Source organism: Rhizobium sp. TBD182 (assembly GCF_001950375.1).
In the GTDB taxonomy this organism is placed as follows: domain Bacteria; phylum Pseudomonadota; class Alphaproteobacteria; order Rhizobiales; family Rhizobiaceae; genus Agrobacterium; species Agrobacterium tumefaciens.
On sequence record NZ_BDLN01000001.1, the window covers coordinates 761,482 to 787,595 of the forward strand.

General features: G+C 58.3%; 23 protein-coding genes. 12 read left to right on the forward strand and 11 right to left on the reverse strand.

The annotated features are described in order from the left end of the window. The coding region (locus tag T18_RS03845) for a branched-chain amino acid ABC transporter permease (protein ID WP_323455183.1) at positions 1-656 on the reverse strand (656 nt) is incomplete at its 3' end. 59 nt (positions 657-715) lie between these two features. Here T18_RS03845 and T18_RS03850 point away from each other — a divergent pair. Both T18_RS03850 and T18_RS03855 read left to right on the forward strand, forming a co-directional pair. After that, complete coding sequence (locus T18_RS03850) at positions 716-1,267, forward strand: CGNR zinc finger domain-containing protein (RefSeq protein WP_013635854.1); 552 nt, start codon at positions 716-718, stop codon at positions 1,265-1,267. Continuing rightward, positions 1,264-1,776 carry a hypothetical protein gene (locus tag T18_RS03855; RefSeq protein WP_038490572.1) on the forward strand — a complete coding sequence of 171 codons (513 nt, stop codon included), beginning with the start codon at positions 1,264-1,266 and terminating at the stop codon, positions 1,774-1,776. The genes T18_RS03850 and T18_RS03855 overlap by 4 nt, the downstream gene beginning before the upstream one ends. 292 nt (positions 1,777-2,068) lie before the next feature. Here the strand turns inward: T18_RS03855 and ndk are convergent, their stop codons facing one another. Both ndk and T18_RS03870 read right to left on the reverse strand, forming a co-directional pair. Next, positions 2,069-2,491: a nucleoside-diphosphate kinase gene (ndk, locus tag T18_RS03865; RefSeq protein ID WP_003502118.1), complete on the reverse strand. Its 423-nt coding sequence runs from the start codon at positions 2,489-2,491 to the stop codon at positions 2,069-2,071. A 103-nt stretch (positions 2,492-2,594) separates the two neighbouring features. Beyond that, entirely contained in the window at positions 2,595-3,290 is a 696-nt protein-coding gene (locus tag T18_RS03870; RefSeq protein ID WP_038490568.1) for a glutathione S-transferase family protein, read from the reverse strand. A gap of 256 nt (positions 3,291-3,546) precedes the next feature. Here T18_RS03870 and T18_RS03875 point away from each other — a divergent pair, with 256 nt between their 5' ends. Together T18_RS03875 and abc-f are read left to right on the forward strand one after the other, a co-directional pair. Next, complete coding sequence (locus T18_RS03875) at positions 3,547-4,593, forward strand: GGDEF domain-containing protein (RefSeq protein ID WP_003512413.1); 1,047 nt, start codon at positions 3,547-3,549, stop codon at positions 4,591-4,593. Positions 4,594-4,663: 70 nt separating this feature from the next. Continuing rightward, complete coding sequence (gene abc-f / locus T18_RS03880) at positions 4,664-6,547, forward strand: ribosomal protection-like ABC-F family protein (RefSeq protein ID WP_038490565.1); 1,884 nt, start codon at positions 4,664-4,666, stop codon at positions 6,545-6,547. Positions 6,548-6,572: 25 nt separating this feature from the next. Here abc-f and T18_RS03885 read toward each other — a convergent pair whose 3' ends face one another. Together T18_RS03885 and T18_RS03890 are read right to left on the reverse strand one after the other, a co-directional pair. After that, entirely contained in the window at positions 6,573-8,510 is a 1,938-nt protein-coding gene (locus T18_RS03885) for a GGDEF domain-containing phosphodiesterase (protein WP_038490561.1), read from the reverse strand. A gap of 111 nt (positions 8,511-8,621) precedes the next feature. Continuing rightward, complete coding sequence (locus T18_RS03890; protein ID WP_038490560.1) at positions 8,622-9,836, reverse strand: GGDEF domain-containing protein; 1,215 nt, start codon at positions 9,834-9,836, stop codon at positions 8,622-8,624. A gap of 318 nt (positions 9,837-10,154) precedes the next feature. Here T18_RS03890 and T18_RS03895 point away from each other — a divergent pair, with 318 nt between their 5' ends. Next, positions 10,155-11,081, forward strand: a complete 927-nt coding sequence (locus T18_RS03895) for a Gfo/Idh/MocA family protein (protein ID WP_038490557.1) — start codon at positions 10,155-10,157, stop codon at positions 11,079-11,081. Between the two features lie 42 nt (positions 11,082-11,123). Here T18_RS03895 and T18_RS03900 read toward each other — a convergent pair whose 3' ends face one another. From T18_RS03900 to T18_RS03910, 3 genes are all read right to left on the reverse strand, one after another. Then, positions 11,124-12,152, reverse strand: coding sequence for a sensor domain-containing diguanylate cyclase (locus T18_RS03900; RefSeq protein ID WP_038492754.1), 1,029 nt, complete (start codon positions 12,150-12,152; stop codon positions 11,124-11,126). Positions 12,153-12,309: 157 nt separating this feature from the next. Next, positions 12,310-12,759 carry a DNA polymerase III subunit chi gene (locus tag T18_RS03905; protein ID WP_003512404.1) on the reverse strand — a complete coding sequence of 150 codons (450 nt, stop codon included), beginning with the start codon at positions 12,757-12,759 and terminating at the stop codon, positions 12,310-12,312. 25 nt (positions 12,760-12,784) lie between these two features. After that, positions 12,785-14,278, reverse strand: a complete 1,494-nt coding sequence (locus T18_RS03910) for a leucyl aminopeptidase (RefSeq protein WP_038490554.1) — start codon at positions 14,276-14,278, stop codon at positions 12,785-12,787. A gap of 313 nt (positions 14,279-14,591) precedes the next feature. Between T18_RS03910 and T18_RS03915 the strand changes: the two genes are divergently transcribed. The 7 genes from T18_RS03915 to T18_RS03945 all read left to right on the forward strand — a co-directional run bounded on the left by T18_RS03915 (position 14,592) and on the right by T18_RS03945 (position 23,015). Then, positions 14,592-15,761, forward strand: coding sequence for an LptF/LptG family permease (locus T18_RS03915; RefSeq protein ID WP_038490551.1), 1,170 nt, complete (start codon positions 14,592-14,594; stop codon positions 15,759-15,761). Continuing rightward, entirely contained in the window at positions 15,758-16,846 is a 1,089-nt protein-coding gene (lptG, locus tag T18_RS03920) for an LPS export ABC transporter permease LptG (RefSeq protein ID WP_013635845.1), read from the forward strand. Before T18_RS03915 ends, lptG begins: the two co-directional genes overlap by 4 nt. Continuing rightward, positions 16,846-19,227, forward strand: a complete 2,382-nt coding sequence (locus T18_RS03925; RefSeq protein ID WP_013635844.1) for an LPS-assembly protein LptD — start codon at positions 16,846-16,848, stop codon at positions 19,225-19,227. Before lptG ends, T18_RS03925 begins: the two co-directional genes overlap by 1 nt. A 297-nt stretch (positions 19,228-19,524) precedes the next feature. Continuing rightward, on the forward strand, positions 19,525-20,472 hold the full coding sequence (locus T18_RS03930) for a peptidylprolyl isomerase (RefSeq protein WP_038490548.1): 948 nt from the start codon (positions 19,525-19,527) through the stop codon (positions 20,470-20,472). A 19-nt stretch (positions 20,473-20,491) separates the two neighbouring features. After that, the gene (gene pdxA / locus T18_RS03935; RefSeq protein WP_038490546.1) at positions 20,492-21,514 is read left to right on the forward strand and encodes a 4-hydroxythreonine-4-phosphate dehydrogenase PdxA; all 1,023 of its coding nucleotides are present in this window, start codon (positions 20,492-20,494) and stop codon (positions 21,512-21,514) included. After that, positions 21,514-22,344 (forward strand): 16S rRNA (adenine(1518)-N(6)/adenine(1519)-N(6))-dimethyltransferase RsmA, encoded by an 831-nt coding sequence (rsmA, locus tag T18_RS03940; protein WP_038490545.1) that lies wholly within the window; start codon positions 21,514-21,516, stop codon positions 22,342-22,344. Before pdxA ends, rsmA begins: the two co-directional genes overlap by 1 nt. A 56-nt stretch (positions 22,345-22,400) precedes the next feature. After that, positions 22,401-23,015, forward strand: coding sequence for an alpha/beta hydrolase (locus T18_RS03945; protein ID WP_038490542.1), 615 nt, complete (start codon positions 22,401-22,403; stop codon positions 23,013-23,015). A gap of 27 nt (positions 23,016-23,042) precedes the next feature. Here the strand turns inward: T18_RS03945 and gmk are convergent, their stop codons facing one another. From gmk to mltG, 3 genes are all read right to left on the reverse strand, one after another. Beyond that, positions 23,043-23,705 (reverse strand): guanylate kinase, encoded by a 663-nt coding sequence (gmk, locus tag T18_RS03950; protein ID WP_003512388.1) that lies wholly within the window; start codon positions 23,703-23,705, stop codon positions 23,043-23,045. Between the two features lie 4 nt (positions 23,706-23,709). Beyond that, a complete protein-coding gene (locus T18_RS03955) occupies positions 23,710-24,597 on the reverse strand; it encodes a YicC/YloC family endoribonuclease (protein WP_038490538.1) in 888 nt (295 codons plus the stop codon). Positions 24,598-24,665: 68 nt separating this feature from the next. Next, positions 24,666-25,886 carry an endolytic transglycosylase MltG gene (mltG, locus tag T18_RS03960; protein WP_003512383.1) on the reverse strand — a complete coding sequence of 407 codons (1,221 nt, stop codon included), beginning with the start codon at positions 25,884-25,886 and terminating at the stop codon, positions 24,666-24,668. Positions 25,887-26,114: the final 228 nt, after the last annotated feature.

Sequence of the window (26,114 nt, forward strand, 5' to 3'; positions counted from 1 at the left end):
GCGAGGACGCCGGCGATGGCGGCAAGCAGACCCGCTGCACAGTAAGACAGCAGGAACACCCTGCCTGCATTTACCCCGCACAGTGACGCGGCGAAAGCATCGTCCGACACCGCCTTCCAGCGTCTGCCAAAGCCGGAACGCTGGAGGTAGAAAGTGCCTGTGAGAACGAGCAGGCAGAAGACAGCCGTGTTCAGCATCTGCATCAACGTCAGGGTGACGGCGAAGCTTCCATCGGCCCAGAATCGCACCGGCTCCGACAAAAGCGGCGGCAGCCATAATTGTCGCGTGCCGGCGGCAAGTCTGGCACTTTCGGTGAGCGCGATCAGCACGCCAATGGCGGCGACCGTCACCGCATTGGGGGAGGCTTTCGCCAGGGGCCGCATCACCGCCCTGCCGATGAAAGCCGCCGCCCACAGACCGCCGAAAAGACCGGCCCCTGCCCCAAGCGCGAGTGTTGCAGGCAAGATCAGCCACAGCCGGTTCCAGCCAAAATCGGCAAACAGCAGACAGGTCTGACCGGCGAAAGCGAAAATCGCGCCATAGGTGACATCGGCCCGTTTCGTGACCGAAAAGGCGATGGCATAGCCGAACGCCAGAACCGCATAAAGCGAGGCTACTAGTACGGCATTCAGCAATTGTTGCAGGAAATAAGCCAATCCGTCCTCCCCATCGCATTATAACTGTTAAAATCCATTTTGATAGTTATAATGTCGCCATGACATTTCGCTGGACAGAACATCGTTTCGCAGGCGGCGCATTGGCCCTCGATGTCGCCAATAGCGTCATCCTGCGCGCGGACGCGGCAAAATCGGTCGACCGTTTTGCTGTGCCTGAGCAGATCGCCACCTTTGCCGAGGCTTCGACCCGACTCGGAGCGGAGCGCGACAGGTTTCCCGCACTCATCGCGCCCGAAGCGGACATGAGGCAGGTATTTCTCGATCTTCGCGAGGCGATCGACGATTATTTCCGCTCTTCGATGACGAGTGGCGACGATGACGACGGCCGGCTGGCCGGGCTTCTCTTCGCATGCGGCACGGCACTACGGTTGTTTCCCCTGCGAGAGAGCCTTGCCAATGCGACCGCCCATTCAGCTCTGTCGCTGCTTGCGGCGGAGACGCGGAAACGGCTGCGGATTTGCGGCAATTGCGGTTGGCTTTTCATCGACCGCAGCAAGAACAGAAGCCGCATCTGGTGCGACATGACGGTGTGCGGCAACCGGCAGAAAGCCAGCCGGCATTATCACCGCAAGAAGGAAGCGCAGGCATGAAAGGAATAACCATTCCGTTGCTGGCGATCACTACGGTGCTCGGTCTTTCCGGTTGTCAGCGGGACGAGCCGCGCGATGTCGCGAAGGTTTCCGGCCGCATGTTCGTCTTCAACTACCGTGTGGCGATTGCCACCTATCTCGTGACCTTGCAGCGCATCGCCCCCATCCGCGACGGCAGCACGTTGGAAGCGAGCTTCGAAAATCCCCGCGGCGGCACCGAGCTGACGACCAGGGAGAAGATTTTCCCGGCAGATGAAAAGATCGCCGTTCAAAGTCCGCCGGTCGAATGCGTCAAGCAGGACCGCCCCTACAAGGTCACGATCCGCATCAAAGGGCCGGAAGGCGATGTACTGCAGACGATAGAGACCACCATCCGCTCCGACACCGACCAGTCGCTCCTTCCCGCCAAACCGCTCACGATCGGCCCGCTCTACACGCCCAACCCGGACGTGTTCAAAGCGGACGGCACGACGGATATGCGTCCTGTCGAGGGGTGTCCGGCGTCGTGACGATCGTCGGAGGAGACGAAGCGAAAATTGAATCTCCCCTCATTCCTGTGCTTGTCACAGGAATCTAGCCAGCCCACGTCTTTGGGCTGGACAGACTCTTTCGCCGCGCGGACGCGCGTCGGCTGGATTCCTGTGACAAGCACAGGAATGTGGGGGGCGGATGCTCGGCACAGGAAACAATCTACCTGCAAATAATACAAAAAACGGAGCCTTTCGGCTCCGTTTCATCGAGTCTTTTCAGCGGCTTCATGCCATCGCCTGAGAGGGCGATTCAAGCCGTTGATATTTTGAATCAGCCGACGATTTCGGTTTCGGCGAACCAGTAGGCGATTTCCTGTGCGGCGGTTTCAGGAGCGTCCGAACCGTGAACAGAGTTTTCGCCGATGGAAAGCGCGAAGCTCTTGCGGATGGTGCCTTCAGCAGCCTGGGCCGGGTTGGTTGCGCCCATGATTTCGCGGTTCTTGAGGATAGCGTTTTCGCCTTCCAGAACCTGAACGATGGTCGGGCCGGAGGTCATGCCTTCAACGAGTTCGCCGAAGAAGGGACGCTCTTTGTGAACGGCGTAGAAGCCTTCGGCTTCGCGCTTGCTCATCCAGACGCGCTTGGAGGCGACGATGCGCAGACCGTTGTCTTCAAATACCTTGGTGATCGCGCCAGTCAGGTTACGCTTGGTTGCGTCCGGCTTGATCATCGAAAATGTGCGTTCAATCGCCATGTGTCCGTTTCCTTTTCCTATAGAGAAAGTGGGCGGTCTTTACCCGCCCAAAGGCCCGAAAACAAGGGGGATCAACCACATTGCGACGATGGCTGCAGACATTTCACGCCGCTGTCACACTGCGGCCTCTGGCGTCGTGGAGGTCAAGGCAACCTTCGAACCAGTCACGGACGGGGTCGTTTTCGGAAAACAGATCCGCTCCGGTGGTGATCCTTGCCCATTGCAGCGCACCGAAAACGATGTAATCCGCAAACAGCGGCGATGAGCCGCCGATGAAAGGCTGGAAGCCCAGCATGCGGCGGATCGGCGCCAGGAGCGCTGGGAAGGCCGCGATTTCCGCCTCACGGTTCGCCACCACATCCTCTAGCGTCCGGCCGAGCGCCTTCGTTCTGCTGTCGCGGAAATAAAGGCGGTCAGGCTCATCAAGCATATTGTGGATATCTAGCACGGCAATGCGGGTGATGGCCGGGTGCAGCACCGTCTGCGACCAGCTTTCAACGAAACGCGCCATCGCCTTGCCGCCTTCCCCGTTAAACAGCGACGGCCGCTCCGGATAGGCCTCATCCAGATAAAGGGCGATCTCGAAACTGTCGCTCACCAGCTGGTCGCCATCACGAAGGATCGGCACGGTCCTCGAAAAACCGTCCTCCACCGTCGGGATGACCGTGAAGGGTAAGGGACGTTCCTCGAAATCCAGCCCCTTATGCGCCAGCGAAAGGACTGTTTTCCAGCAATGGGGAGAAAACGGCCGTGCGCTATCGCTTCCGCAAAGTGAATATAAGGTTCTGGAGGTCGTCATAGGCTGCACCCTCTTCTGCTACATCGATTATGCGATATAAAAACGACCGCCGCCTGAAATCAAATCAGGATTTGTCATACTACTGATCAACAAACGCATCCGGCGCTCAACCGTCCCCTCCACGAGAATTGGGGTCTCACGGCAATGAAAACCTCGTCAGGTTTAGCCTATTTTAAACCGTTGCTTGTAAGAATAATCGTGTTCAACAATCGGTTATCACCGGTGCATTCATAATTTATTGGTATTGGGGCTGTCAGTGACGTCAACGGCGGGCGATAAAAAACGCGAGAAGGCAAGGAACGGTCTCGTCTTTACAAAAATTGCTCAGTTCATCGACAAGATGAATATTGCACCGCTGCCGCGAAACTACGAACTGATCTACGAAATATTGTCGGGGCATAACCCGGCGATGGGACGCGATATTCTCGCCCTTGGCAACGCGCCGCAACAGCATGAAATCGATATTGTCGGCCAGAGACACAATCTGCCGGGTTTTTCGAAGATCGAGGCCGAGCAGATGGCAGCGACGGCCTTCGAGACGCTGAAGCAGATTTCCGCGCGACTGGAAGCCGGCCTGCAACGCACCGAAACATTTATTGCCAGTCTTTCCGGGCAAGATCACTCCGAGCTGCCTGCAACGGAGCGGCTTGCGCAATTGATGGGCGATATTCACGAGGAACAAACGAGTCTCCGGCATTTCGTTTCCATGGGGCTGATGAAAATCCGCGAGGTTGAGAAAAGCCGGACCGATCTTCAGGCGAATTCCCTGCGTGATGCCTTGACGGCGCTTCCCAACCGGGCGGCTTTCCTCGAGAAGCTCGGCGACCTGTTTTCGGGCGCTCAGGGGGCATCAGCTACATCGCTTGTGCTGCTCAACATCGACCATTTCCGCGAAATCAACGGCAAATACGGCCCCACTGCCGGCAACAAGGCGCTGCGCCGGCTGGCAGCGCTTTTCCGCAAGACGATCAAGAAGGACGATTTCGTAGCCCGCATCGGCGGAAACGAGTTCGCTTTTCTGTTTGCCGGCGTCTCGCAAAATACAGCTGAAGCAATTGCGGAGCGGTTGCGGCAGAACGTCGAGGCGCTACGTTTCGTCACCAGTGAGGGCGACGGCGAGCATCTGACCGTATCGATCGGCGTTGCGGCAGTGGACTGCACCGCGACATCAGCGGAATTTTTCAGCCATGCCGAGCTCGCCCTGCTGTCCGCACGCTGCGGCACGCGCAATTGCGTCATAGGCTACTCCCGGGACGTGGCTCAACGCAGCCGCAGCAGCTATCTGGCGCAGCTCGGCTGTTGAAGCTGCATATCTGATCTGGTGTGGCGCGCGCGCTCTTGCCTTGGCCACGCAGTTCGGCCAAAACGGCGCCATGATTACGATTACCGATCTCTCCGCCCGCATCGCCGGGCGCCTGCTTCTCGACCACGCCAGCGTGACGCTTCCGGCTGGCGTGAAGGTGGGCCTCGTTGGCCGCAACGGCGCCGGCAAATCTACTCTTTTCCGGGTCATCACCGGTGACTTTTCAGCGGAAAGCGGTTCGGTAACGATCCCGAAACTGGCGCGCATCGGCCAGGTTGCGCAGGAAGCGCCGGGAACGGAACAATCGCTGATTTCCATCGTGCTTTCCGCCGACAAGGAGCGCAGCGCGCTGCTGGCCGAGGCGGAAACCGCAACAGACCCGCACCGGATCGCGGAAATTCAGGTGCGGTTGGTCGATATCGACGCGCATTCGGCGGAAGCCCGCGCGTCCAGCATTCTTGCCGGTCTTGGCTTCGATCACGAGGCGCAGCTTCGCCCCGCCTCTTCGTTCTCCGGCGGCTGGCGCATGCGCGTGGCGCTCGCGTCCGTGCTGTTTGCCGAACCCGACCTCCTGCTGCTCGACGAGCCGACCAACTATCTCGACCTTGAAGGCACGCTCTGGCTGGAAGACTATATCCGGCGTTATCCGCATACCGTCATCATCATCAGCCACGACCGCGATCTGCTGAACAATGCCGTCAATTCCATCGTGCATCTGGACCAGAAAAAACTGACCTTCTATCGCGGCGGATACGACCAGTTCGAGCGCCAGAAAGCCGAAGCAGACGAATTGCAGATGAAGGCGAAGGTGAAAAACGACGCCGCGCGCAAACATCTGCAAAGCTTCATCGACCGTTTTCGCGCCAAGGCCACCAAGGCGCGCCAGGCGCAGAGCCGTATCAAGGCGCTGGAGCGCATGGGCACCGTCGCCGCCGTGATCGAGGACCACGTCCAGCCGATCACGTTCCCGGAGCCGGAAAAGCAGCCCGCCTCACCCATCGTCGCCATCAATGGCGGTGCCGTGGGTTACGAGCCGGGCAAATCCATTCTGAAGCAGCTCAATCTCCGCATCGATAATGACGACCGCATCGCGCTGCTCGGTTCCAACGGCAACGGCAAATCGACCTTTGCGAAATTCATCTCCGGTCGGCTTGCGCCGCAAGCGGGCGATCTTCGCATCGCCCCGGGCCTGAAGATCGGCTTCTTTGCGCAGCATCAGCTGGACGATCTCGTGCCGGACCAGACACCGGTCGAACACGTGCGCAAGCTGATGCCGCTGGCGTCTGAAGCGCAGGTGCGGGCGCGGGTTGCGCAGATGGGACTTGCGACGGAGAAGATGGCGACGGCGGCGAAAGACCTTTCCGGCGGTGAAAAGGCCCGGCTGCTGATGGGACTTGCGGCCTTCCATGCGCCAAATCTGCTCATCCTCGACGAACCGACCAACCATCTCGACATCGACAGTCGCCGGGCGCTGATCGAGGCGCTGAACGACTATAACGGCGCCGTCATCCTCATCTCGCACGACCGGCATCTCATCGAGGCAACTGTCGACCGCCTATGGCTGGTGGCCGACGGCACGGTGAAGACCTTTGAAGGCGACATGGAGGAATATCGCGACCTCGTCGTATCTTCCGGAAAAAAGAAGGAAGAGAAGACAGAAGCCGCCGCCGACCAGACATCGAAAGCCGACCAGCGCAAGGCCAACGCCGAAAAACGCGCCCAGCTTGCGCCGCTGAAGAAAAAGATCAATGAAATCGAATCTTTGACGGCGAAGCTTGAGAAAGTGATTCAGTCGCTCGACAAGGAACTGGCGGACCCTGCTTTGTACGAAAAGGCACCTGCCAAGGCCGCGCAGAAAGTCAAAGAGCGTGGCGAAGCCGCGAGTAAGCTTTCAGACGCCGAGGAGCAGTGGCTGATGCTTTCGAGCGAATATGAGGATGCGATGACGCAGTGATGCGTCATGATGCTGGTGCGAAAATCTAAGCGCATTCCCTGCGAGGCTGTAGCCGCTCGAGCGGCACGGCCGGCGAATAAAGATAGCCCTGACCGAAACGGATTCCCATCTGCATGAGCAGCCTGCTCTGCTCTTCCGTTTCTATACCTTCCGTCACCAGCGTGGCGCCGTAACGTTCGGCGCTTTCGAAGGCGAGCGCGATGGCCTCCCGGAACCGCGACTGTTCAAGCCGGGACGTCATCCAGTGATCGATCTTGACCTCCTCGAAGGGGAACCGCGCAAGCAAGGTGAGTGCCGCATAACCGGTGCCAAAATCATCGAGCGCCAGCCGCACGCCCGCTTCGCTCAGCCTGTCGAAATTCTGCTGCACAATGTCGATCGCCGGTATCCTGCTCATCTCCGTCACTTCGATCGACAGACGGTGCGCCGGGACCCCCATCTCGTTCAAAAAGGCCACAACCCGCTCTCCGAAGCCCGCAGTGGCAAAAGACGATGCGGAAATGTTCACCGCCAGATGAAAGTCCGGGTCGAGGCCCCGCAGGTCGATGAGGTCGCGGACGACGGCTTCGATCGTCGACCATTCAAACTCCACCAGCAGCCGGTGACGCTCGGCAATCTCCAGCACATAATAGGGCGAAAGCGGCTGTCCGCACGCATCCACCGCCCGTAAAAGAGCCTCCGCGCCAATCATGCGGCGATTGTGCATTTCGAATTTCGGCTGATAAAATATCGGCGGCTTGCCGGATCTGATCCAGTTGACCAGCATCTGGCGCACCCCCTCGTCGCGCGTGGCCTTATCGGCAAAGGAGAAGGGAAATATCTGCACCGGATTTTCGCTTCCTCGCAGCGCAAGACTAAGCTGCCGGAGGAAGGAAGCCACGTTCTGCCGGGAAAGCTTATCCAGATTAGCGGCACCGATTTTCAGATGCGGCACCGGTTCTGGATCCGCAGACCGTGAAAATGTACTTAACCCGTCGTGGAGACGCATTATCAGCCTTGTGCTTTCCGACTTCTCGAGCGAAATCCCCGACATGACGACTGCAAGCGTGGTATCGCCGAACATGAAGCTGCGCGGTGCATTGGAACTCGACAGCAGGCCGTTGTCATCGTTACAGATTTCCTGTGCCAGCCTCGGCCAGAAAAGATCGCCCCAATCCTCGCCCTGGCAGGCGGCGACATCGGCCATATTGACGATTTCTATGAGAAGGAGAGCGTGCGGAACGGCCGGCTCCTGCCGCATCACGACTTCGATATGGTCTTTAAGGGCGCGCCTGTTGGGCAGGCCCGTCAACGAATCCGTCCGCGCCGCAGCATCGCGTTTCCTTGCCTCTTCACGCGCCCGCGCCTCGCTGCGCAGCAACAGAAACAGACAGGCGATCATCGGCAACCCGACCAACGAGCCGAAGATGCGCCGTCCGACGTTACTGAGAAAAACGTCCTGATTTATCATGCTGAGACTATAGGTCACGCAAACAGCGAACAACGCCGCGAAAATCCTGACCGCGAATACGCCGAAGACCTCGCGGACGCCGAGTTCAGTGAGACTGCGCCGGCGCATCCAGCAATACATTGCCATCCCGAAAGCCGAGATAATGCTCATATCCAGAAAAGCGGCCCCAAAGAGTGCCGGACCACCAAACAAAAATCGCCCTGCGGAGACGAGCGCCAGGCTTATCAAGCCGCCTTGCCAGGACCCCAACACGCCAGCCAGGAACAGCAGGTCAGAGCGGATATAGGGCTTGGAAGGCAGCTTGATGAACTCGGATACCAGTAGCGTCAGCAAGAAACCGGTAACCCCGAAGATGATGCCGTAATAGATTTTATAACGAGCGTCATCGAGAGCAATGTTTCGCTGCAGAAGGATCAGCACCGACACCATGCCGACAAGCGCCGCAGCCTGGAGCAGCAGGAACGGCAACTCGGCGGCTGACGCGGCCGCCTGGGCGGCGATCAATTCCATCATCTCTGCATGTCCCCCGGTCATTATTGTTATAGCGCCGGAATTCCGGCATTCGGTACCGATCCCGCATTTGCGCGGGACCATATTCGCACTCTGCCAACCGAACCGGCCGGTCTATATCGCTGTTGCGGGCTCAACGCCGGCGAAACCCGCCGGCCCGGCAATTGTCCCGATATTCTCATTCGCCAGAACCAAGCGGTCGCGGCCCTGACGTTTCGCCTCGTAGAGCGCAACGTCTGCCCGGTTCAACATTTCGGATGTTATTTCCCTACCATCGGTCGAAACCGCGATCCCCAGACTGACGGTAACGATTGCCAGCCCGTCCGGGCGGCTCGGGTGGGGTATGACGTCGTCGGACACAGCCAGCCGCAGCCTTTCACCTATGGCAAGGGCTGCGGACACGGCGCAATTGTCGAGCAAGACCACAAATTCCTCGCCGCCATAGCGCGCGACGAAACTTCTGTCGTCATCGTCCTTGCGTAACGCTCCCCGCAACCTGCCGGCAATCATGCGCAGACAATCGTCACCCGCGACATGGCCCTCTGAATCATTGTAATTCTTGAAATAGTCGACATCGAGCAGGATGAGCGCCCGTGGCCTGCCGCCATTGCCAGATGCCTCACCCGCCGCCTCATCAAAGCTGCGCCGGTTGCGAATCCCGGTCAGCTGATCGGTATGCGAAAGCTGTTTAAGCTCATCATTGGCATTTTGAATGCGTTGCAGCAGTGTCTTCTCTCGCAACGACGCCAGATAATCCCGCCGTTCGACGTCCTCGATGCGATAGGCCGCAAATAGCGAGACGACGCTGACGCCGACCGAAGACATGATCGCAGGCATTTTAGCCACTTCGCCCGTCACCGTTACATATTGCATGCCGATGATGAAAACGGCTATGCAACCGACCGTTCCCATGACTGCGAGTGGAAACGGCCTGCGATGGATCGTATTCATATAAAGGACGACCGTGACGATGCCCATGTAATATTCGCTCGCCGATGAGGTCTGCGCATTGGCATATATGAACATCAGCGACGCGACGACCAGCATACAGCCCAGTCCGTGAAGGACCTCATGTGCAATCGCATCCGACCGTGCTCTCATCGCATAATATCGTGCGGGAAAATAAAGGAACAGGAGCGGCGTGATAACGAACAATCGGACGACGAGATCCAGCCAGATAATCTCCGGCACCAGCGTCATGTCGACGAATATGTACAGATTATAGAGGACGACGCCAAAAACCAATCCATATGTATTGAATTGACGATTGCTCTCGTTGACTTTCTGGACGAAGCCGGACGAACGGTCATCCTCAAGTAAAACCACCATACACGTGCTCTTTAAAATCTATTCAAGCGAAAACTAAAATTTGTAAGATAATTATCGAATATCGAAGGAATATACCTCAAAACTCATTCATTAAAACCAGCAATAAACAAAAAAACAACACTTTAAATTTCGAAAAAATATTTGTAAATATCAAATATTACACAATATAAAAATATGGAATGGTCATTTTTGTTACGATATAACAGATTGAAAAAAGACTGCCCCTTGCAGGGATGATTGCCTTGCTCCTTCGATTGTTTCTGCTAAAAACTTGTAAAGTCACACTTTATCCATGACGCGCTCAAACAGGTTCCACTCATGTCAGCCACCAAGCTTGCCATCGTCGGCGTCGGCAAAATCGTTCGCGACCAGCACCTTCCCGCCATCGCAGGCAATCCGGATTTTGAATTGATCTGCACGGCCAGCCGCCACGGTACCGTGGATGGCGTCGCTTCTTACGGCACAATCGAGACCATGCTGGAGGCCGTCGAGGATATCGAGGCCGTATCGCTCTGCATGCCGCCACAGTACCGTTACGAGGCTGCTTATGCGGCGCTGAATGCCGGCAAGCACGTTTTCCTCGAAAAGCCGCCGGGCGCAACGCTTTCGGAAGTTCAGGATCTCGTTCGCCTTGCGGATTCGAAGGGTCTTTCGCTATTTGCAAGCTGGCACTCGCGTTATGCGCCGGGCGTTGAAGCTGCAAAGGCGTTTCTCTCCTCGACAAAAATCGACAGCGTGCATGTCATCTGGAAAGAGGATGTGCGCCACTGGCACCCCAACCAGGCATGGATCTGGCAGGCGGGCGGTCTCGGTGTGTTCGATCCCGGCATCAATGCGCTATCGATCATCACCCACATCCTGCCCCGCGCGCTGTTCCTGACCAAGGCAACGCTTGAGTTCCCGGAAAACCGCGACGCGCCCATCGCTGCCGAGCTGCATTTTTCCGACGTTACGAAAATGCCCGTGCGCGCCGAGTTCGACTGGCGCCAAACCGGCAAGCAGAGCTGGGATATCGTTGCCGAAACGGCGGCCGGGCAGATGGTGCTTTCGGAAGGCGGCGCGAAGCTCTCCATCAATGGCGAGCAGGCGGTGTCGGAACCCGAGCGGGAATATCCGGCGCTCTACGAGCGTTTTGCGGAAATCATCAAGGCCGGACGCTCTGATGTCGATCTTGCGCCATTGACTCATGTGGCCGATGCCTTCCTGCTCGGCCGCCACAAATTCGTGGATTCCTTCTACGACTGAGGAGCCGAAAGGCTTTTGGAAGCCTTCCGGAAGACAGGTGCATCAAAGGGCGCGGCTGACGAAACGGTCGCGCCCTGACTTTTTTGCCTGATACAGTGCCTCGTCAACGCTGCGCAAAAGCGTGGCGCGGTCAGCACCGGCCTGAGGGGCGATGGCGCCGCCAATGCTGAGACGCGCACCGACCGCCTGCCCGTCAACATCAAAGGGTTCACGGAAGGCTGCCAGAAGCCTGTCTGCCAGTCCGTTCATCACCTCAGACCTGCTGGGACGGGGAATGAAAATGGCGAATTCGTCGCCCCCCATGCGCACCACCGTATCTTCGCTGCGGATCGAATTGCGAATGCGGTCGGCGGCAGCGGTCAGCACCCTGTCACCCGCCGGGTGGCCGAACGTGTCATTGATCGCCTTGAAACCGTCCAGATCGAGATAGAGCACGCCGAAGGCCTCGTTCTCACGCAGAGCCGCGCCAAGCTGGCCATCGACAATCGCCTCCAGCGCCTTGCGATTGTAAAAGCCGGTCAACGGATCGGTCATCACCGCATCCCGCAATTCACGCTCCGCCAGACTCATTGTGAAATTGGCCTTCTGTAGACGCAGGAGTGCGGCCGCCAGCAGCGCGAAGTGCTTCAGATTGTCAATTTCGCTTTGAGAGAATTTTCTCGGCACCGTATCGACAAGGCAAAAGGCGCCGACCACAAGACCCGGTTCCAGCTCGATCGGCGCGCCAGCATAGGAGCGCAATCCGGGACCGCCCTTCACATAGGACATGAAGCGGAAATCCGGATGCTGGGTCAGATCGGAAATGACCACGACATCCTGACTGGCAATTACTCGGTTGCAGATCGACAGATCGCGCGGGCATTCCGAAAGTTGCATTCCCGCCTGTTCGGCAATATGGAGCCAGTCCTCGTCGACGATATGGACGGCCGCACGCGGGACGTCAAAGACGCCCTGCCCCAATCGAGACAGCACTTCCAGTTCCGGCATCTCGGCATTCTTGACGGACATGATTGACCGCACCGCGACCAGACGCTCTATTTCCCCGTCGGGCCGTGAAATCGCCTGTCCCATGATGATGTCCTTCTGCTGTTTCGTCTGTGGCAGCCGCCACCGTCCGTCACCTGTCGGCCGGATCAGACAGCTATGTCTGATTCGGCTCATAATGCGAAAACCGACAGGCGGCGCCACATGCGAATTTTTGCCAGTCTTTTTGTGTGGGAAACTGTGATCAGGCTTTCTTCTGCCAGCGGCCTTCCGGCGATTGCTGCCAATAGGTCAGCGCATGACCTTCGGTCTTCAGCCTTTTCCAGTGGTTCCGCGCCATTTCCAGTTGGTAGGCATCGTATCCGTCGAACATGAACACTATCCGCTCATAGCCCTCCACCGCCGGCGGTTCGGCACCGTCGACGAGAAAGCGGACACTCGCCTCGTTACCGTTCGCATTCGACGCCGTCAAAAGAATCGGCTGGTTTTGCGGCGCGGCAGAGCTATCCGTTGCGTGCGGCAGAAAACTGTCGTCACGAAAGGTCCACAGATGCGTGTCGAGGAAATCGCGGCGCTCCTCGTCCACCGTCTGGATCGCGACCTTCCAGCCGCGTTCCAGCGATTTTTCGAGCAAGGGCGGCAATGCATCCTCCAGCTTCGATTCCGTCAGATGGTAGAACAGGATTTCAGTCATCTGCGGACTTGCAGCTCCGGTCGCATCAATCTTCGTAATGGGCGCGAACGAGTTCGTTCAGCAACCGCACACCGTAGCCGGATCCCCAGGACTGGTTGATCTCGGTCAACGGCGAACCCATGGCGGTGCCGGCGATATCGAGATGCGCCCAGGGTGTTTCGCCCACGAAACGCTTCAGGAACTGAGCGGCGGTGACAGAGCCCGCCAGACGGCCGGAGCTGTTCTTCATGTCGGCGAATTTGGAATCAATAATCTTGTCGTAATCCTTGCCCAGCGGCATGCGCCACAGCTTTTCCGCAGTAACATCGCCCGCCTGCGAAAGACGTGCAGCCAACTCGTCATCATTCGAGAAAAGGCCAGCCTGAAGATTGCCGAGTGCAACCGTGATCGCTCCCGTCAAGGTGGCGAGGTTGATCATGAATTTCGGGGAGAAACGCTCCTTGGTGTACCAGAGCGCATCGGCGAGAACCAGCCGGCCTTCGGCGTCGGTATTGATGATCTCGATGGTCTGGCCGGACATGGACGTGACAATATCGCCGGGGCGCTGGGCGTTACCATCAGGCATGTTCTCCACCAGACCGATGACGCCGATCACATTGGCTTTCGCCTTGCGGGCCGCGAGCGTGTGCATGAGGCCGGTCACGGCGGCAGCGCCACCCATGTCGCCCTTCATGTCTTCCATGTTAAGGCCGGGCTTCAGCGAGATACCGCCGGTATCGAACACGACGCCCTTGCCGACGAAGGCGATAGGCTCATCCTTCTTGGAGCCGCCGTTCCACTGCATGACCGCAAGCCGGGGCGGACGCGCCGAACCCTGCGCCACACCGAGAAGCGCGTTCATACCAAGCTTCTTCAGCTCCTTCTCGCCGAGAATTTCGACCTCGACACCGAGCTTCTTTAACTCTTCCGCCTTTTCAGCGAATTCGACAGGACCGAGAACATTCGGCGGCAGGTTGACGAGATCACGCGCCAGGACAACGCCGCCCGCGACGGCCTCGGACACGGCAAAGGCCTTTTCCGCCTCCTGATGGACTGCCGTCACGATGACGATTTCTACTTTCTTCGGCGACTTCTCATCATCGGATTTCTTCTTGGTCTTATAGGCATCGAAGCTATAGGCACGCAGCAGCAGGCCAAGCGCAAAATCCGCAGCCGCCTGCGCACCGACATCGACGCCCGGGGCATCTAGATAGACGGCAACCTTGTCCGCCTTCCTGAAATTGGCGGCAGCGGTGCCGCCGGCACGCAACCAATCATGGGCGACAAGTTTCGCCGGCTTGCCGAGGCCAATGACGAGAAGCCGGTCGGCGCCCGAACCCTGCGGCGCAATCACGTCGAGTGTGGTCATGGACTTTGCGGAAAAGCCCGAAATCTTTGCCGCCCGTTCAAGCACGCCACCCGGATCGGCTTCCGATGCGCCGGCAGCTGCCTGCGCCTCACCCGAGGCTTGCAGCACAACGGCAAGGGTATTTTCAAGCGAGGCGGAATTGGCGAAAGAAATATCGAATTTGGCGGACATGTTTTCCTGCTCTTCGTGGATAACTTGCGTGTGCGCCCGATCATGGCCTTTTCGGCCCCCGGCGCAACCCTGCATTTTTAAAGGCTCACATTCTTTAAAGGCCGACATTCGCTAAAGGAAAGGCATTTTTGTGGAATGGCCGATCGCGTCATGAAACCGACAGCTTGTTCCACAAAAAGACACAGGCGGTGGAAAAATCATCGTGCAAAACATTTTTGTGAGCGTGCCGGAATAGCCAATTGCAAACGATGCGATTAGATAGGCGGAAATCCGGCGAGCGATCGCGCAGAAAAACAATGTCGACAAGGGCAGTATGAAGCTTCTCGAGAACTATATCCTGCGACGGACAACGCAGATGTTTCTGGTCGCGCTGCTGCCGGTGCTGGCCATCATCTGGACCATCCAGGTTCTCCAGAGAATCAACCTCGTCACCGATACCGGCCAGTCGATGGGCTCCTTCATGGCGCTGGCGACGATGATCCTGCCGACGCTGATCCCCGTCGTGTTGCCTTTCGCCCTCGTCATTGGCATCACCCAGACATTCACGGCGATGAACAACGATTCCGAGCTTGCCATAATCGATGCGGCCGGATCGTCGCGCTCCGTGATGTTTCGCCCGGTTATCATTCTGGCTGCCGTTCTAAGTGCGCTGTCCTTCACCATCACCAACTTCATCGAGCCGCCTGCCCGAAATTCGGCCAGGCAGATGGTGGCGGCTGCCTATGCCGACCTCCTCTCGTCGGTGATCGAGGAAAAGACCTTCCGCGCCGTTCAGGACGGCCTCTATGTGCAGATCGCCCAGCGTCAGGGCCGTATCCTCAAGGGCCTGTTCGTCGCCGACCGCCGCGATCCCAATTTCGATCTTATCTATTACGCCAAGGAAGGCATGATCGATGAAAGCGGCACGTCGCTGACGATGCGCGACGGCGAAGTCCAGCAGAAAACACCTGATGGCAAGGTCTCCATCGTCAAGTTCCTGTCCTATGCCTTCGACCTTTCGACCATGTCGGAAAAGCAGACTTCCGAACCGTCGCTTTCTCCGGGCGATGCGAGCCTCGGTTTCCTTCTCTCGCCAGACGAGAACAACGCGAGTTACAAGCGGTCTCCCGAAAGCTTCCGCAGTGAGTTGCACAAGCGCCTGTCGGACTGGATGTTCGCCTTCGCCTTCGCACTGATATCGCTGGTCATAGCCGCTGATGCGCGCTCGCATCGTGAAGCGCGGATGCATCCGATGGTCGCTGCGCTGGTGACGGCCTTCATGCTGCGCTGGCTCGGTTTTTACGTCACCAACCAGGTCAAGCAGAGCGCGGCCTTCATTCCGCTGGTCTATGCCGTGCCGGGCCTCAGCGGCGCCGCCGCCGCCTTTATTCTCATCACGGGTCGCAAGCCGAGAATGCCGAAGATCGTCGCGGATACGGCCAGCCGTCTGCGCCGTCTTTTCTCCAGCCGGCTGGCGCGAAGCTCGGGGAGCGGTAACGCATGATTTTCAGCACCCTCGCCCGGTATTTCCTCAAACGGTATCTGATCACGGCCATCTGGTTCCTGCTCGGCGTATCGGCAATTATCTATCTTGCCGATTTCAGCGAAACGGCGCGGCGCATGTCCAGCGTGCCAGGCTATTCTGTTCCAGGCGCACTTGGCCTCACCGCGCTTCGCCTGCCGCTGATCCTGCAGCAGACTATTCCCTTCATCGCGCTCTTCGTCGGCATGACGACGCTGATCTCGCTCAACCGGCGTTACGAGCTCGTCGTCACGCGTGCGGCAGGCGTCTCCGCCTGGCAATTCATCCTTCCTTTTGTCCTTGGCGCGGTGTTTCTCGGCATCCTGTCCGTCCTCGTCCTCAACCCAATCGCTGCATGGGGCCAGAACCGCTCGCTGTCGATGGAAGCGGGCTGGCGTAACGAAGGCAGCGGCGGCCGCCAGCAGGACATCATTCCATGGATGCGCCAGTCGAGCGGCGGCCAGGACACCATTATCGGCGCCAAGAGCTTCGAAGACAACGGAACGATGCTTCTCGATGTGGTTCTGATCCACCTCGACAAGGACGGAAACATTGTCTCCCGGCAGGACGCGAAGTCGGCAAAGTTGGAAGATGGTTACTGGCTTCTTAACGGCGTCGCGGAAACCCGTGCGGGACATGTGCCAGTTCGGCAAGAGAGCACGCGGATCAGTACCAATCTGAGACGGGAATTCGTTCAGGAACGTATGACGCAGACGGAAACCGTTGCTTTCTTTGATCTTTCTCACAAGATCGAAGTTGCAAAGTCTTTTGGACTGTCGTCGAAAGCGCTTGAGACGCAGTATCATTTCCTGCTATCGACGCCCCTGCTTCTGGTTGCGATGACCTTGATCGCCGCGACAGTTTCATTAAAGTTCAGCCGCTTCGCCCAGTCGCGCTCCGTGATTCTGGGTGGAATCGTTTCCGGCTTCGTGCTTTATGTAGTAACCGTGCTCGTAAGGGCATTCGGGAGTGGTGGCGTTGTCCCTCCCACCGTCGCGGTCTGGGTTCCAGTCATCGTGGCGTTGGCTTTGGGGGCAACCATTCTGCTTCATCAGGAGGACGGCTAGTGGCGGTATATGACCGCGGGAATATCAGGCGGCTTTGGACGGCCCTTCTGACAGGTGCCGCTGTGTGCGCATATTTGGCATCCAGCCCGGTCGCTTTCGGCCAGGGTGGTTTGCTTGCGCCCGGAAGCCAAGACGATTCGAAACTCCTGCTTACGGCAAATGAACTGACCTATAATCGCGATTCCCAGCGTGTCATCGCAAAGGGTGTGGTTCGCATGCATTATTCGGGCTACCGTATGGTGGCCCAGCAAGTGGAATATAATCAGCAGACGGGCCGCGTGATTGCGCACGGCAACATCGAGCTGATCGAGCCCGGCGGCAACAAGATCTATGCCGACGAGATGGATGTCACTGACGATTTCGGTCAGGGCTTCGTCAATGCGCTTCGCGTCGAGACCCCGGACAATACCCGCATCGCGGGTGAAAGTGCCGAACGGCTCGAAGGCGACCGCATGGTCCTCAATAACGGCGTCTACACTGCCTGTTTGCCATGCGCCGAACGGCCCGAAAAGGCGCCGCTGTGGCAGGTCAAGGCTGAACGTGTCATTCAGGACGGCAAGACCCATACGATCCGGCTGGAAAAAGCCCGCTTGCAGCTTTTCGGCCATTCGATCGCCTATGTGCCGTTCCTGACGGTTCCGGACAATACGGTGAAACGGAAGTCCGGATTCCTGTTTCCGCAGATGAGCATGACCAACAAGCTCGGCTTCGGTTTCGGTGTACCCTACTTCCAGGTCCTTTCCGATACATCGGATTTGACCATCACCCCTACCTATTACACCAAGCAGGGCTTGCTGCTTCAGGCGGAGTTGCGCCAGCGTTTCGAAACCGGCATGCATACGCTGACGATCGCCGGCATCAGCCAGCAATCTTCTGATACATTTATCGCAGGAACTAGCGATGCGCTGAACGACCAGCGCGGCATGGTGGCAAGCAAGGGCAATTTCAGCATCAATCCGCGCTGGGCCTTCGGCTGGGATGCGATGGTGCAGACGGACAACAACTTCTCGCGTACCTATAATCTAAAAGGCTACAAAAACGACGTTCAGACGAACCAGATATATCTGAGCGGCATGAGTGAGCGAAACAGCTTCGACGCCCGCGGCTATTACTTCAACGTTCAGGATACGGACAATTCCGAACTGAAGGAGCGAAAGCAGGCGATCGTTCATCCTGTGATGGATTATCGATACTTCGTGCCGGATCCAATCTATGGCGGTGAACTATCACTGACCACGAATTTTACCAGCATCAGCCGGTCGACGCAGGATTCTTACGCTTTGGGCGGTTATCCACGCTTCAACGGCCTGGAGGGTTCTTACACACGCCTTTCCACCGAAGCCGAATGGAAGCGCACCTTCACGATGGATAGCGGCCTGCAGATCACGCCGATCCTTGCCGCCCGTGGTGATGCGCTGTGGACGGATATGTCGGCGGCAAGCTTTACATCGGGTGGCACGTCCTATGCCTATCAGGGCATGATGCAGGACGATGCGGCGTTGCGAGGTATGGTAACCGGCGGCCTGGAAGTGCGTTACCCCTGGCTGTTCACGGCGCTTAACAGCAACCACGTGATCGAGCCGATTGCGCAGATTTTCGTGCGTCCGAACGAACAATATGCCGGCCGCTTCCCCAACGAAGATTCGCAGGCTTTCGTGTTCGACGCGACCAACCTGTTCGAACGTGACAAGTTCTCCGGTTTCGACCGGATCGAGGGCGGCACGCGCGCAAACATCGGTCTGCGCTACAACGGCACATTCGACAATGGCTACGGCATTCGCGCCATTGCCGGTCAGTCTTTCCACCTGGCGGGCGACAATTCTTTTGCCTCCTACGATCTCGTAAATGTCGGCGCGAATTCCGGTCTCGAATCCGACCGCTCGGACTACGTCGCCATGGCAGCCTTCGATGCGCCAATCGGCCTATCGCTGTCATCGAGCCTGCGCTTCGACAAGGACAATCTCGAGATCAACCGTTCCGAGACAGGCGTCAGCTATTCGGACCGCCGCCTCACCGGCAAGCTCAGCTATACGCAGGTCAAGGCGCAGCCGCAGTACGGCTACAATGAAGACCGCGATATCGTTCAGGCGTCCGGTACGCTGCGCATGGACGACAACTGGTCGCTGTTCGGCTCGATCAACTACGATCTGAACGGAAAATTTGCCGCCGAGCGCCGTATTGGCATCGCCTATCAGGATGAATGCACGATCTTGACGGTCAGCTACTCCGACGAGGGCAATATCACGTCCAGCCGGCAGGCCGCCAATGACTGGTCGATCAATGCCCGTCTGGCGTTCCGCACGCTCGGCGATGTCAGCATTGGCTCCGCAAACGAGGACTGGGCCGATATGGATATCGGCTGGAAACCGAACAATTATTGAGTTTAAAGGCAGGCCATATAGCATCGTGGCCTGCCTTTTTGCCATCCAGCCAGTAAAAGTCACGGTTTTGCCGCAACAACGCGCCAGGGTTCGTCAGGTATAGAACCATCGGGTTTCTTTCAACAAACCGACACATTGCCGTCTTGCAGATCGCGATGATATATACGTGGCAAATTCGCGGTGCGGATGCACAGGTGCAGATCTGAAAAGCCAGGGTAAGGAATATTACCCATTGGCAGACAGAACAGATTGGCGGGACGGGGAAACAGACCCCCGCCCGACGAAAGGGAGAAGGATATGATGAATTTCGGAAAGACGGCTTTGCGTGGCGCTGCTTTCGCCTTTGCGATATTCGCCGTTCCCATGGCCGTTGCGCCCTTTGCCAGCCAGGCCTTCGCCGACAGCACGGTCAAAATCGTCGTCAACAAGACCCCCATTACCAATGATGATATTGCCAAGCGCGTCGCCTTCCTGAAGCTGCAGCGCCAATCTGGCAATCTCAACGAAAAAGCCCGCGAGCAGCTGGTTGATGAGGCGCTGAAGCGCGAAGAAATCGGTCGCGTGAAAATGTCCGTCAGCACCCAAGAGGTCGATGCGGCTTTTGCGCGCTTTGCTGCCAACAACAAGATGAACCCGCAACAGCTGACGCAGATCCTCGCCAAGGCCGGCGTCGGTGCGGACCATTTCAAATCCTTCATCGCCGTGCAGATGAGCTGGCCGCGCCTTGTGAACGCCCGTTATGGTGCGCGTGGCAAGATGTCTAACCAGGACCTCGTCACCCGCCTGAGGGAACGCGGCGACAAGCCGGTAACGACGGAATATTTCCTGCAACAGGTGATCTTTGTCATTCCGGAATCGAAGCGTAATGCCATTACTGGCAAGCGCAAGGCCGAGGCTGAAGCCTCGCGCAAGCGTTATCCCGGCTGCGACCAGGCCATGACTTTCGCGGCCACCATGCGGGACGTGGCGATCAAGGATCTTGGACGGATTCTGGCGCCCGAACTGCCGGAAGAGTGGAAGCCTCTCGTGGAAAAGACCAAGGAAGGCGGCACCACAGGAACACGTGTGACCGAAAAGGGCGTCGAATATCTGGCAATCTGCAAGCAGCGTCAGGTTTCCGACGATTACGCGGCGGAAATGGTGTTCAAGTCCGAAGACCTGATGAAGGCCAAGGGTGGCGAAAACCCGAACGAGAAGAAATATATGGATGAGCTGCGCAAGAAGGCGCAGATCGTCAACACCTGATACGAGAGCCGGCCTTTCCGTGACACATGCATCCCTGCCGCTTGCCCTGACTCAGGGAGATCCAGCCGGTATCGGCCCTGATATCGCCATTGCCGCCTGGGCCAAGCGCCGGGAGAACGGCGTGGCGCCCTTCATCTTCATCGGCGATCCCGATGTGGTGGCGAGCCGTGCGACGCTGCTTGGCATACCAGTCAATATCGAGACCTGCGAAGCGGCGGATGCCGTCGGCGTGTTTGACCGTGCTTTTCCCGTTCTTCCTCTTCCCGTCGGTTTCGAGGTTCAGGCCGGCCAGCCGCATGTCGGAGCCGCTCATGCGACGATCAAGGCGATCGAGCTCGCCGTTGCCTTGACGGTCGAGGGCAAGGCTTCCGCCGTCGTCACCAATCCGATTGCGAAATCCGTGCTTTACGAAGCAGGCTTCGGTTTTCCCGGTCACACGGAATTTCTCGCCGATTTGGCTTTGCGCCTGACCGGCAAACAGGTGATGCCGGTGATGATGATTGCCGGACCCAAGGTCCGCGTCGTGCCGGTAACGATCCATATCCCAGTAAAAGATGTGCCTTCGGCGCTGACGGAAGAGCTGATCGTTACGACCTGCCGCATTATCGATGCTGATCTGCGGCAGAAATTCGGCATCGAGGCACCACGACTGGCGGTCGCCGGTCTCAATCCACACGCGGGTGAAGATGGGGCATTGGGCACGGAGGACCGCGATGTGGTTCACCCTGCGACCATACGGTTGCGGAAAGACGGGATCGACGCTTTCGGCCCACTGCCCGCCGATACGATGTTCCACGATGCCGCCCGCAGGCGCTATGATGTCGCCGTCTGCATGTATCACGATCAGGCCCTTATCCCGGCCAAGGCGCTTGGCTTTGACGATTCCGTCAATGTCACGCTCGGCCTGCCCTTCATCCGGACCTCGCCCGACCACGGCACCGCCTTCGGCATCGCCGGCCAGGGCATTGCCAGCGAAACGAGCCTTGTCGCAGCGCTGAAGATGGCGGCGGAGATTTCTCTTCGCAGCCGGGTCGGCGCATAATGGCCGCGATTGACGGATTGCCGCCGCTACGCGATGTCATTCAGCGCCATGGGCTAGACGCTAAGAAGTCGCTCGGGCAGAACTTCCTGTTCGATCTCAACCTCACCCAGAAGATCGCCCGAAACGCTGGGCCGCTTGACGGCGTGACGGTCATCGAGGTTGGCCCCGGGCCTGGCGGCCTCACCCGCGCCATTCTATCGCTCGGTGCCAAAAAGGTTATCGCCATTGAGCGGGACAGCCGCTGCCTGCCTGCACTTGCGGAGATCGAAGCGCATTATCCCGGACGTCTTGAGGTCATCGAGGGTGATGCGCTGAAGACCGATTTCGAGGCTTTGGTTCCCGCTGGCGAACCGGTGCGGATCATTGCCAACCTGCCTTACAATGTCGGCACGCAATTGCTGGTCAACTGGCTGCTGCCGAAAGAATGGCCGCCTTTCTGGCTCTCCATGACGCTGATGTTCCAGAAGGAAGTCGGCCAGCGCATCGTGGCAGAAGAAGGCGACAACCATTACGGCCGCCTTGGCGTTCTCGCCGGCTGGCGCACGGTTTCGGAAATGGCCTTCGACGTCCCGCCGCAGGCCTTCAGCCCACCGCCTAAGGTTACCTCGACGGTCGTGCATCTGCTGCCAAAGGAAAAGCCGCTGCCCTGCGATGTCGCGAAGCTCGAAAAGGTAACGGAAGCCGCCTTCGGCCAACGCCGCAAGATGCTGCGCCAGAGCGTGAAAAGCCTTGGCGGTGAAGTTCTGCTGGAAAAGGCAGGCATTGACGCGACAAGACGGGCGGAAACGCTGTCGGTCGAGGAATTTGTGACGCTGGCGAACTGCCTGTAATTGAAGGCGACGTTTCGGCACTTCTGACGCGGGTGACAGAATTAGGGGACAAGCGCGTGGAGAGTGCCGGTTTTCACTACAAGCTCCACATGCCCGTCGGATCGCCTGATTGCGCGGTCGTGTTGCTACACGGTTCGGGAAGAACGGAGGAAGATCTCGCTTCGTTTGGCCGTGCCGTTTTTCCCAGCGGCATTCTGTATGCTCCGAGAGGCATTGTGCGATGGGAAAATGGCTTTGCGTTTTTTCGCAGAAAGCCCGATAGACAACTCGATATCGACGACCTGAAACATCAAGCCGCCGGGCTTTGCCGGTTTATCGAATTCGTATTTCAGCAGACGGGGCAAAGACCCTTTCTCGTGGGATATTCAAACGGTGCGATCATCGCGGCTGAAACAATCTGCCAGAATCGTCATCTGTCGAGGGGTGCAATTCTGCTTCGGCCACTATCCCCACGCAATAACGAGCATTTTCCGAAGCTCACCGGATATCCTGCGCTCCTGCTGGCAGGTGCACATGATGAGCGGCGGCATCGCGATGATGCGCCCCATTTGGCCGATCAATTTTCGACTGCGGGCGCGGATGTGGTACTGGAGACACTCGACACAGGCCACGGCTGGGCAGCAAACGCGGCAGACGAGCGCCTGTCCCGGCAATGGCTACGTCAGCATTAGAGATAACGCGCTGCTTTAACTGCCAAATCAGAGCTGCGGTTCTTCCGCAAGCAGTCCGCGCACGAAATCGAACATGCCGTGGCGGCGGTCGCGGCGCACACGTTCGGCCTTGACTATCGCTTCTACGGCCTCGAAGGCCGCCTGCAGGTCGTCGTTGAGGATGACGTAGTCGTAATCGCGCCAGTGCTCGATCTCGGCGCGGGAATTGAGAAGCCGGGTCTGGATCACCGCTTCGGTGTCTTCGGCGCGGCGGTGCAGGCGCGATTGCAGCTCGGTCATGGTTGGCGGCAGGATGAAGATCGACACGACGTCGGCCTTCATCTTGTCCTGAAGCTGTTCGGCGCCCTGCCAGTCGATGTCGAACAGCATGTCGCGTCCGGCCGCCATCGCCACTTCCACCGGCTCGCGCGGCGTGCCGTAAAAATTGCCGTGAACCTCGGCCCATTCCAGAAGCTCATCGCTGTCACGCAGGCGCTCGAAGTCGCGCTTGGAGATGAAGTGGTAGTGGATGCCTTCAATCTCGCTCTGGCGGCGCGGGCGCGTCGTCACGCTGACGGACAGGCTGATGTTCTTGTCCTTGTCGAGCAGGTTGCGCGCTATCGTGGATTTACCAGCGCCCGATGGCGATGAAATCACCAGCATCAGCCCTCTGCGGGCAATCGTAACAGGGGAATTGTTCACCGGAACCATGGGTCTACTCCAGATTTTGGACCTGCTCGCGGAACTGGTCGATAACCACTTTCAGCTCTATGCCTGCTGCGGTTACCGCACTGGCGTTCGATTTGGAACAGATTGTATTCGACTCGCGGTTAAATTCCTGTGCAAGAAAATCGAGCTTGCGGCCAACTGGCCCGCCATGAGCCAAAAGTTCGCGCGATGCCTGGACATGTGCGTGTAGCCGGTCGACCTCTTCGCGCAGATCCGCCTTGGTAGCGATCAGTGCGGCCTCGGCGTGCAGACGGTCGCGATCGAGCCCGTGCATGCCATCGCCAATAAGGGCAATCTGCTGGGCAAGCCTTGCAGCGATCTGTTCCGGCTGGCGGGAAGGATCGTTTTCGATGAGGTTCACGAGTTGCTCGATCCTGTCGATCTGCCCGGAAAGGATGGCAAACAGGGACGCCCCTTCCCGCTCGCGCATGTCCTTCAGCTTCTCGACGGCGGCGGCAAAGCCCGCAAGCACGTCAGCGTTGCGCATGGCCTGCGCCTCGGCGTCATCTTCCGCCTCGCGAAAATCGATGAGCCCGCGCAGCGACAGTAGCGTATCGAAGCTCAGCGGCTTGTCGTCGACGACGTCGCCCAGTTCTTCCTTGAGAGCGAGAACTGCGGCAAGAGCATCGCGGTTGATCACCGCCTCCAGCCGGTTTTCCGCAATCGCCAGCGTTAATCCGGCCTGAATATTGCCGCGGGAAAGATGCTGTGCCGCGATTTCCCGCAGGCCCGTTTCCAGCGCTTCCAGACCGTTTGGCAGGCGCAGGCGCACATCGAGCCCCTTGCCGTTCACCGAGCGCAATTCCCACGCCCAGCGGTAACGGCCGGAGGTTCCTTCGCTGCGCGCGAACCCGGTCATCGATTGCAATGTCATATTCAGAAAGCCCCCATCATGCCGTGCAAAAAACCGGGCCTTGCGATGACAAGGCCCGGTCAGAACTATCAGTTATTGGCCGGTTTTTCCGCCTCGGTGCCGCCGGGCTGACCATCCACGACAACATCGGGATTGGCGCCGGAAGCCGCTTTTTCGGCCTCGATCTTGCGCCAGCGGCGCACATTGGCGTTATGTTCGTCCAGCGTCTTTGCAAACACATGGCCGCCGGTGCCATCGGCAACAAAGTAGATGTCATCGGTGCGCCACGGGTTGGCAACCGCCTCGAGTGCGGCCCGGCCCGGATTGGCGATGGGAGACGGTGGCAGGCCCTTGATGACATAGGTGTTGAAGGGCGTCTGCTTTTGCAGGTCCGACTGGTAGATCGGACGGTCGGACGGTTTGCCGTCGCCGCCGAAGAGACCGTAGATGATCGTCGGGTCGGATTGCAGGCGCATGCCCTTCTTCAGCCGGTTGTAGAACACCGAAGCGACATGGGCGCGCTCGTCGTCCTTGCCGGTTTCCTTCTCCACGATCGAGGCGAGCGTCACGAATTCCTCGACCGTCTTGATTGGCAGGTCTGGGTCACGACGTTCCCAGATCATGTCGATCAGCTTCTCCTGCGCCGCACTCATCTGGTTGATGATTTCCTCACGCTTCGTACCACGGGTAAAGCGATAGGTATCGGGGCGAAGGCTGCCTTCCGGCGGCAGGGTGGCGGGCAATTCGCCATCCAGCACCTCGTCGGCGGCAAGCCGCGCGAACATCTGCTTGACGGTCAGACCTTCCGGCAACGATACGGAATAAAGGATCGATTTGCCCGACTCCAAGAGCATCATGATATCTTTCATCGATGCGCCGGCCTTGATTTCGTATTCGCCCGCCTTCAGCGTCTGGTCCTTTTGCAGGTAGCTGCCCGTCATCAGGCGGAAGACACGGGCATTGGATACGACGTCATTGCGCTCGAGATTATTGGCGATCTCGATGAGGCCTGCGCCGTTGCGCACGGTGAAATGTGTGTTCGTCTGAAGCGGACCGGGCTCCTGGAACGCATTGATCATGTAATAGAAGGCTGCGACAGCAAGCACACAGACGGCAACCGCAAGCGTCATCAGAAAATTCAGGAAGATCACCAGCTGGCCATGGGCCTTGCGGGAGCGCTTCGGTGGAGCCGGCACCTTTTCCGGCCGAAGCGCTTCGGTCGGGGATTTCGGGATGATCGGGCCGCGATTGCCCTCACCCGCGCCGTCTCGTCCGTATGGTCCCTGGCTGTTCTGGTTCGTGTCGCTCACCGTCGGTCCTTTTCAGTTCGGCGTTGTCAGCGCTTTTTGCGCAGGTAATGCGGCAAAAACAGGTTCGGAATGCCTTCCTGCACCACATAGAGACATCGTGAAGACCTCATTGCCTCCTTCACGAATCGTCGTTTCCGGCAAAGCCGGTCAAGGAAAGCCATCTGCGGCGGGAAATTCACCCGCAGCAGGAAATCATTCCGAAACCGGCAAACCGTCTTCCGTAAACGA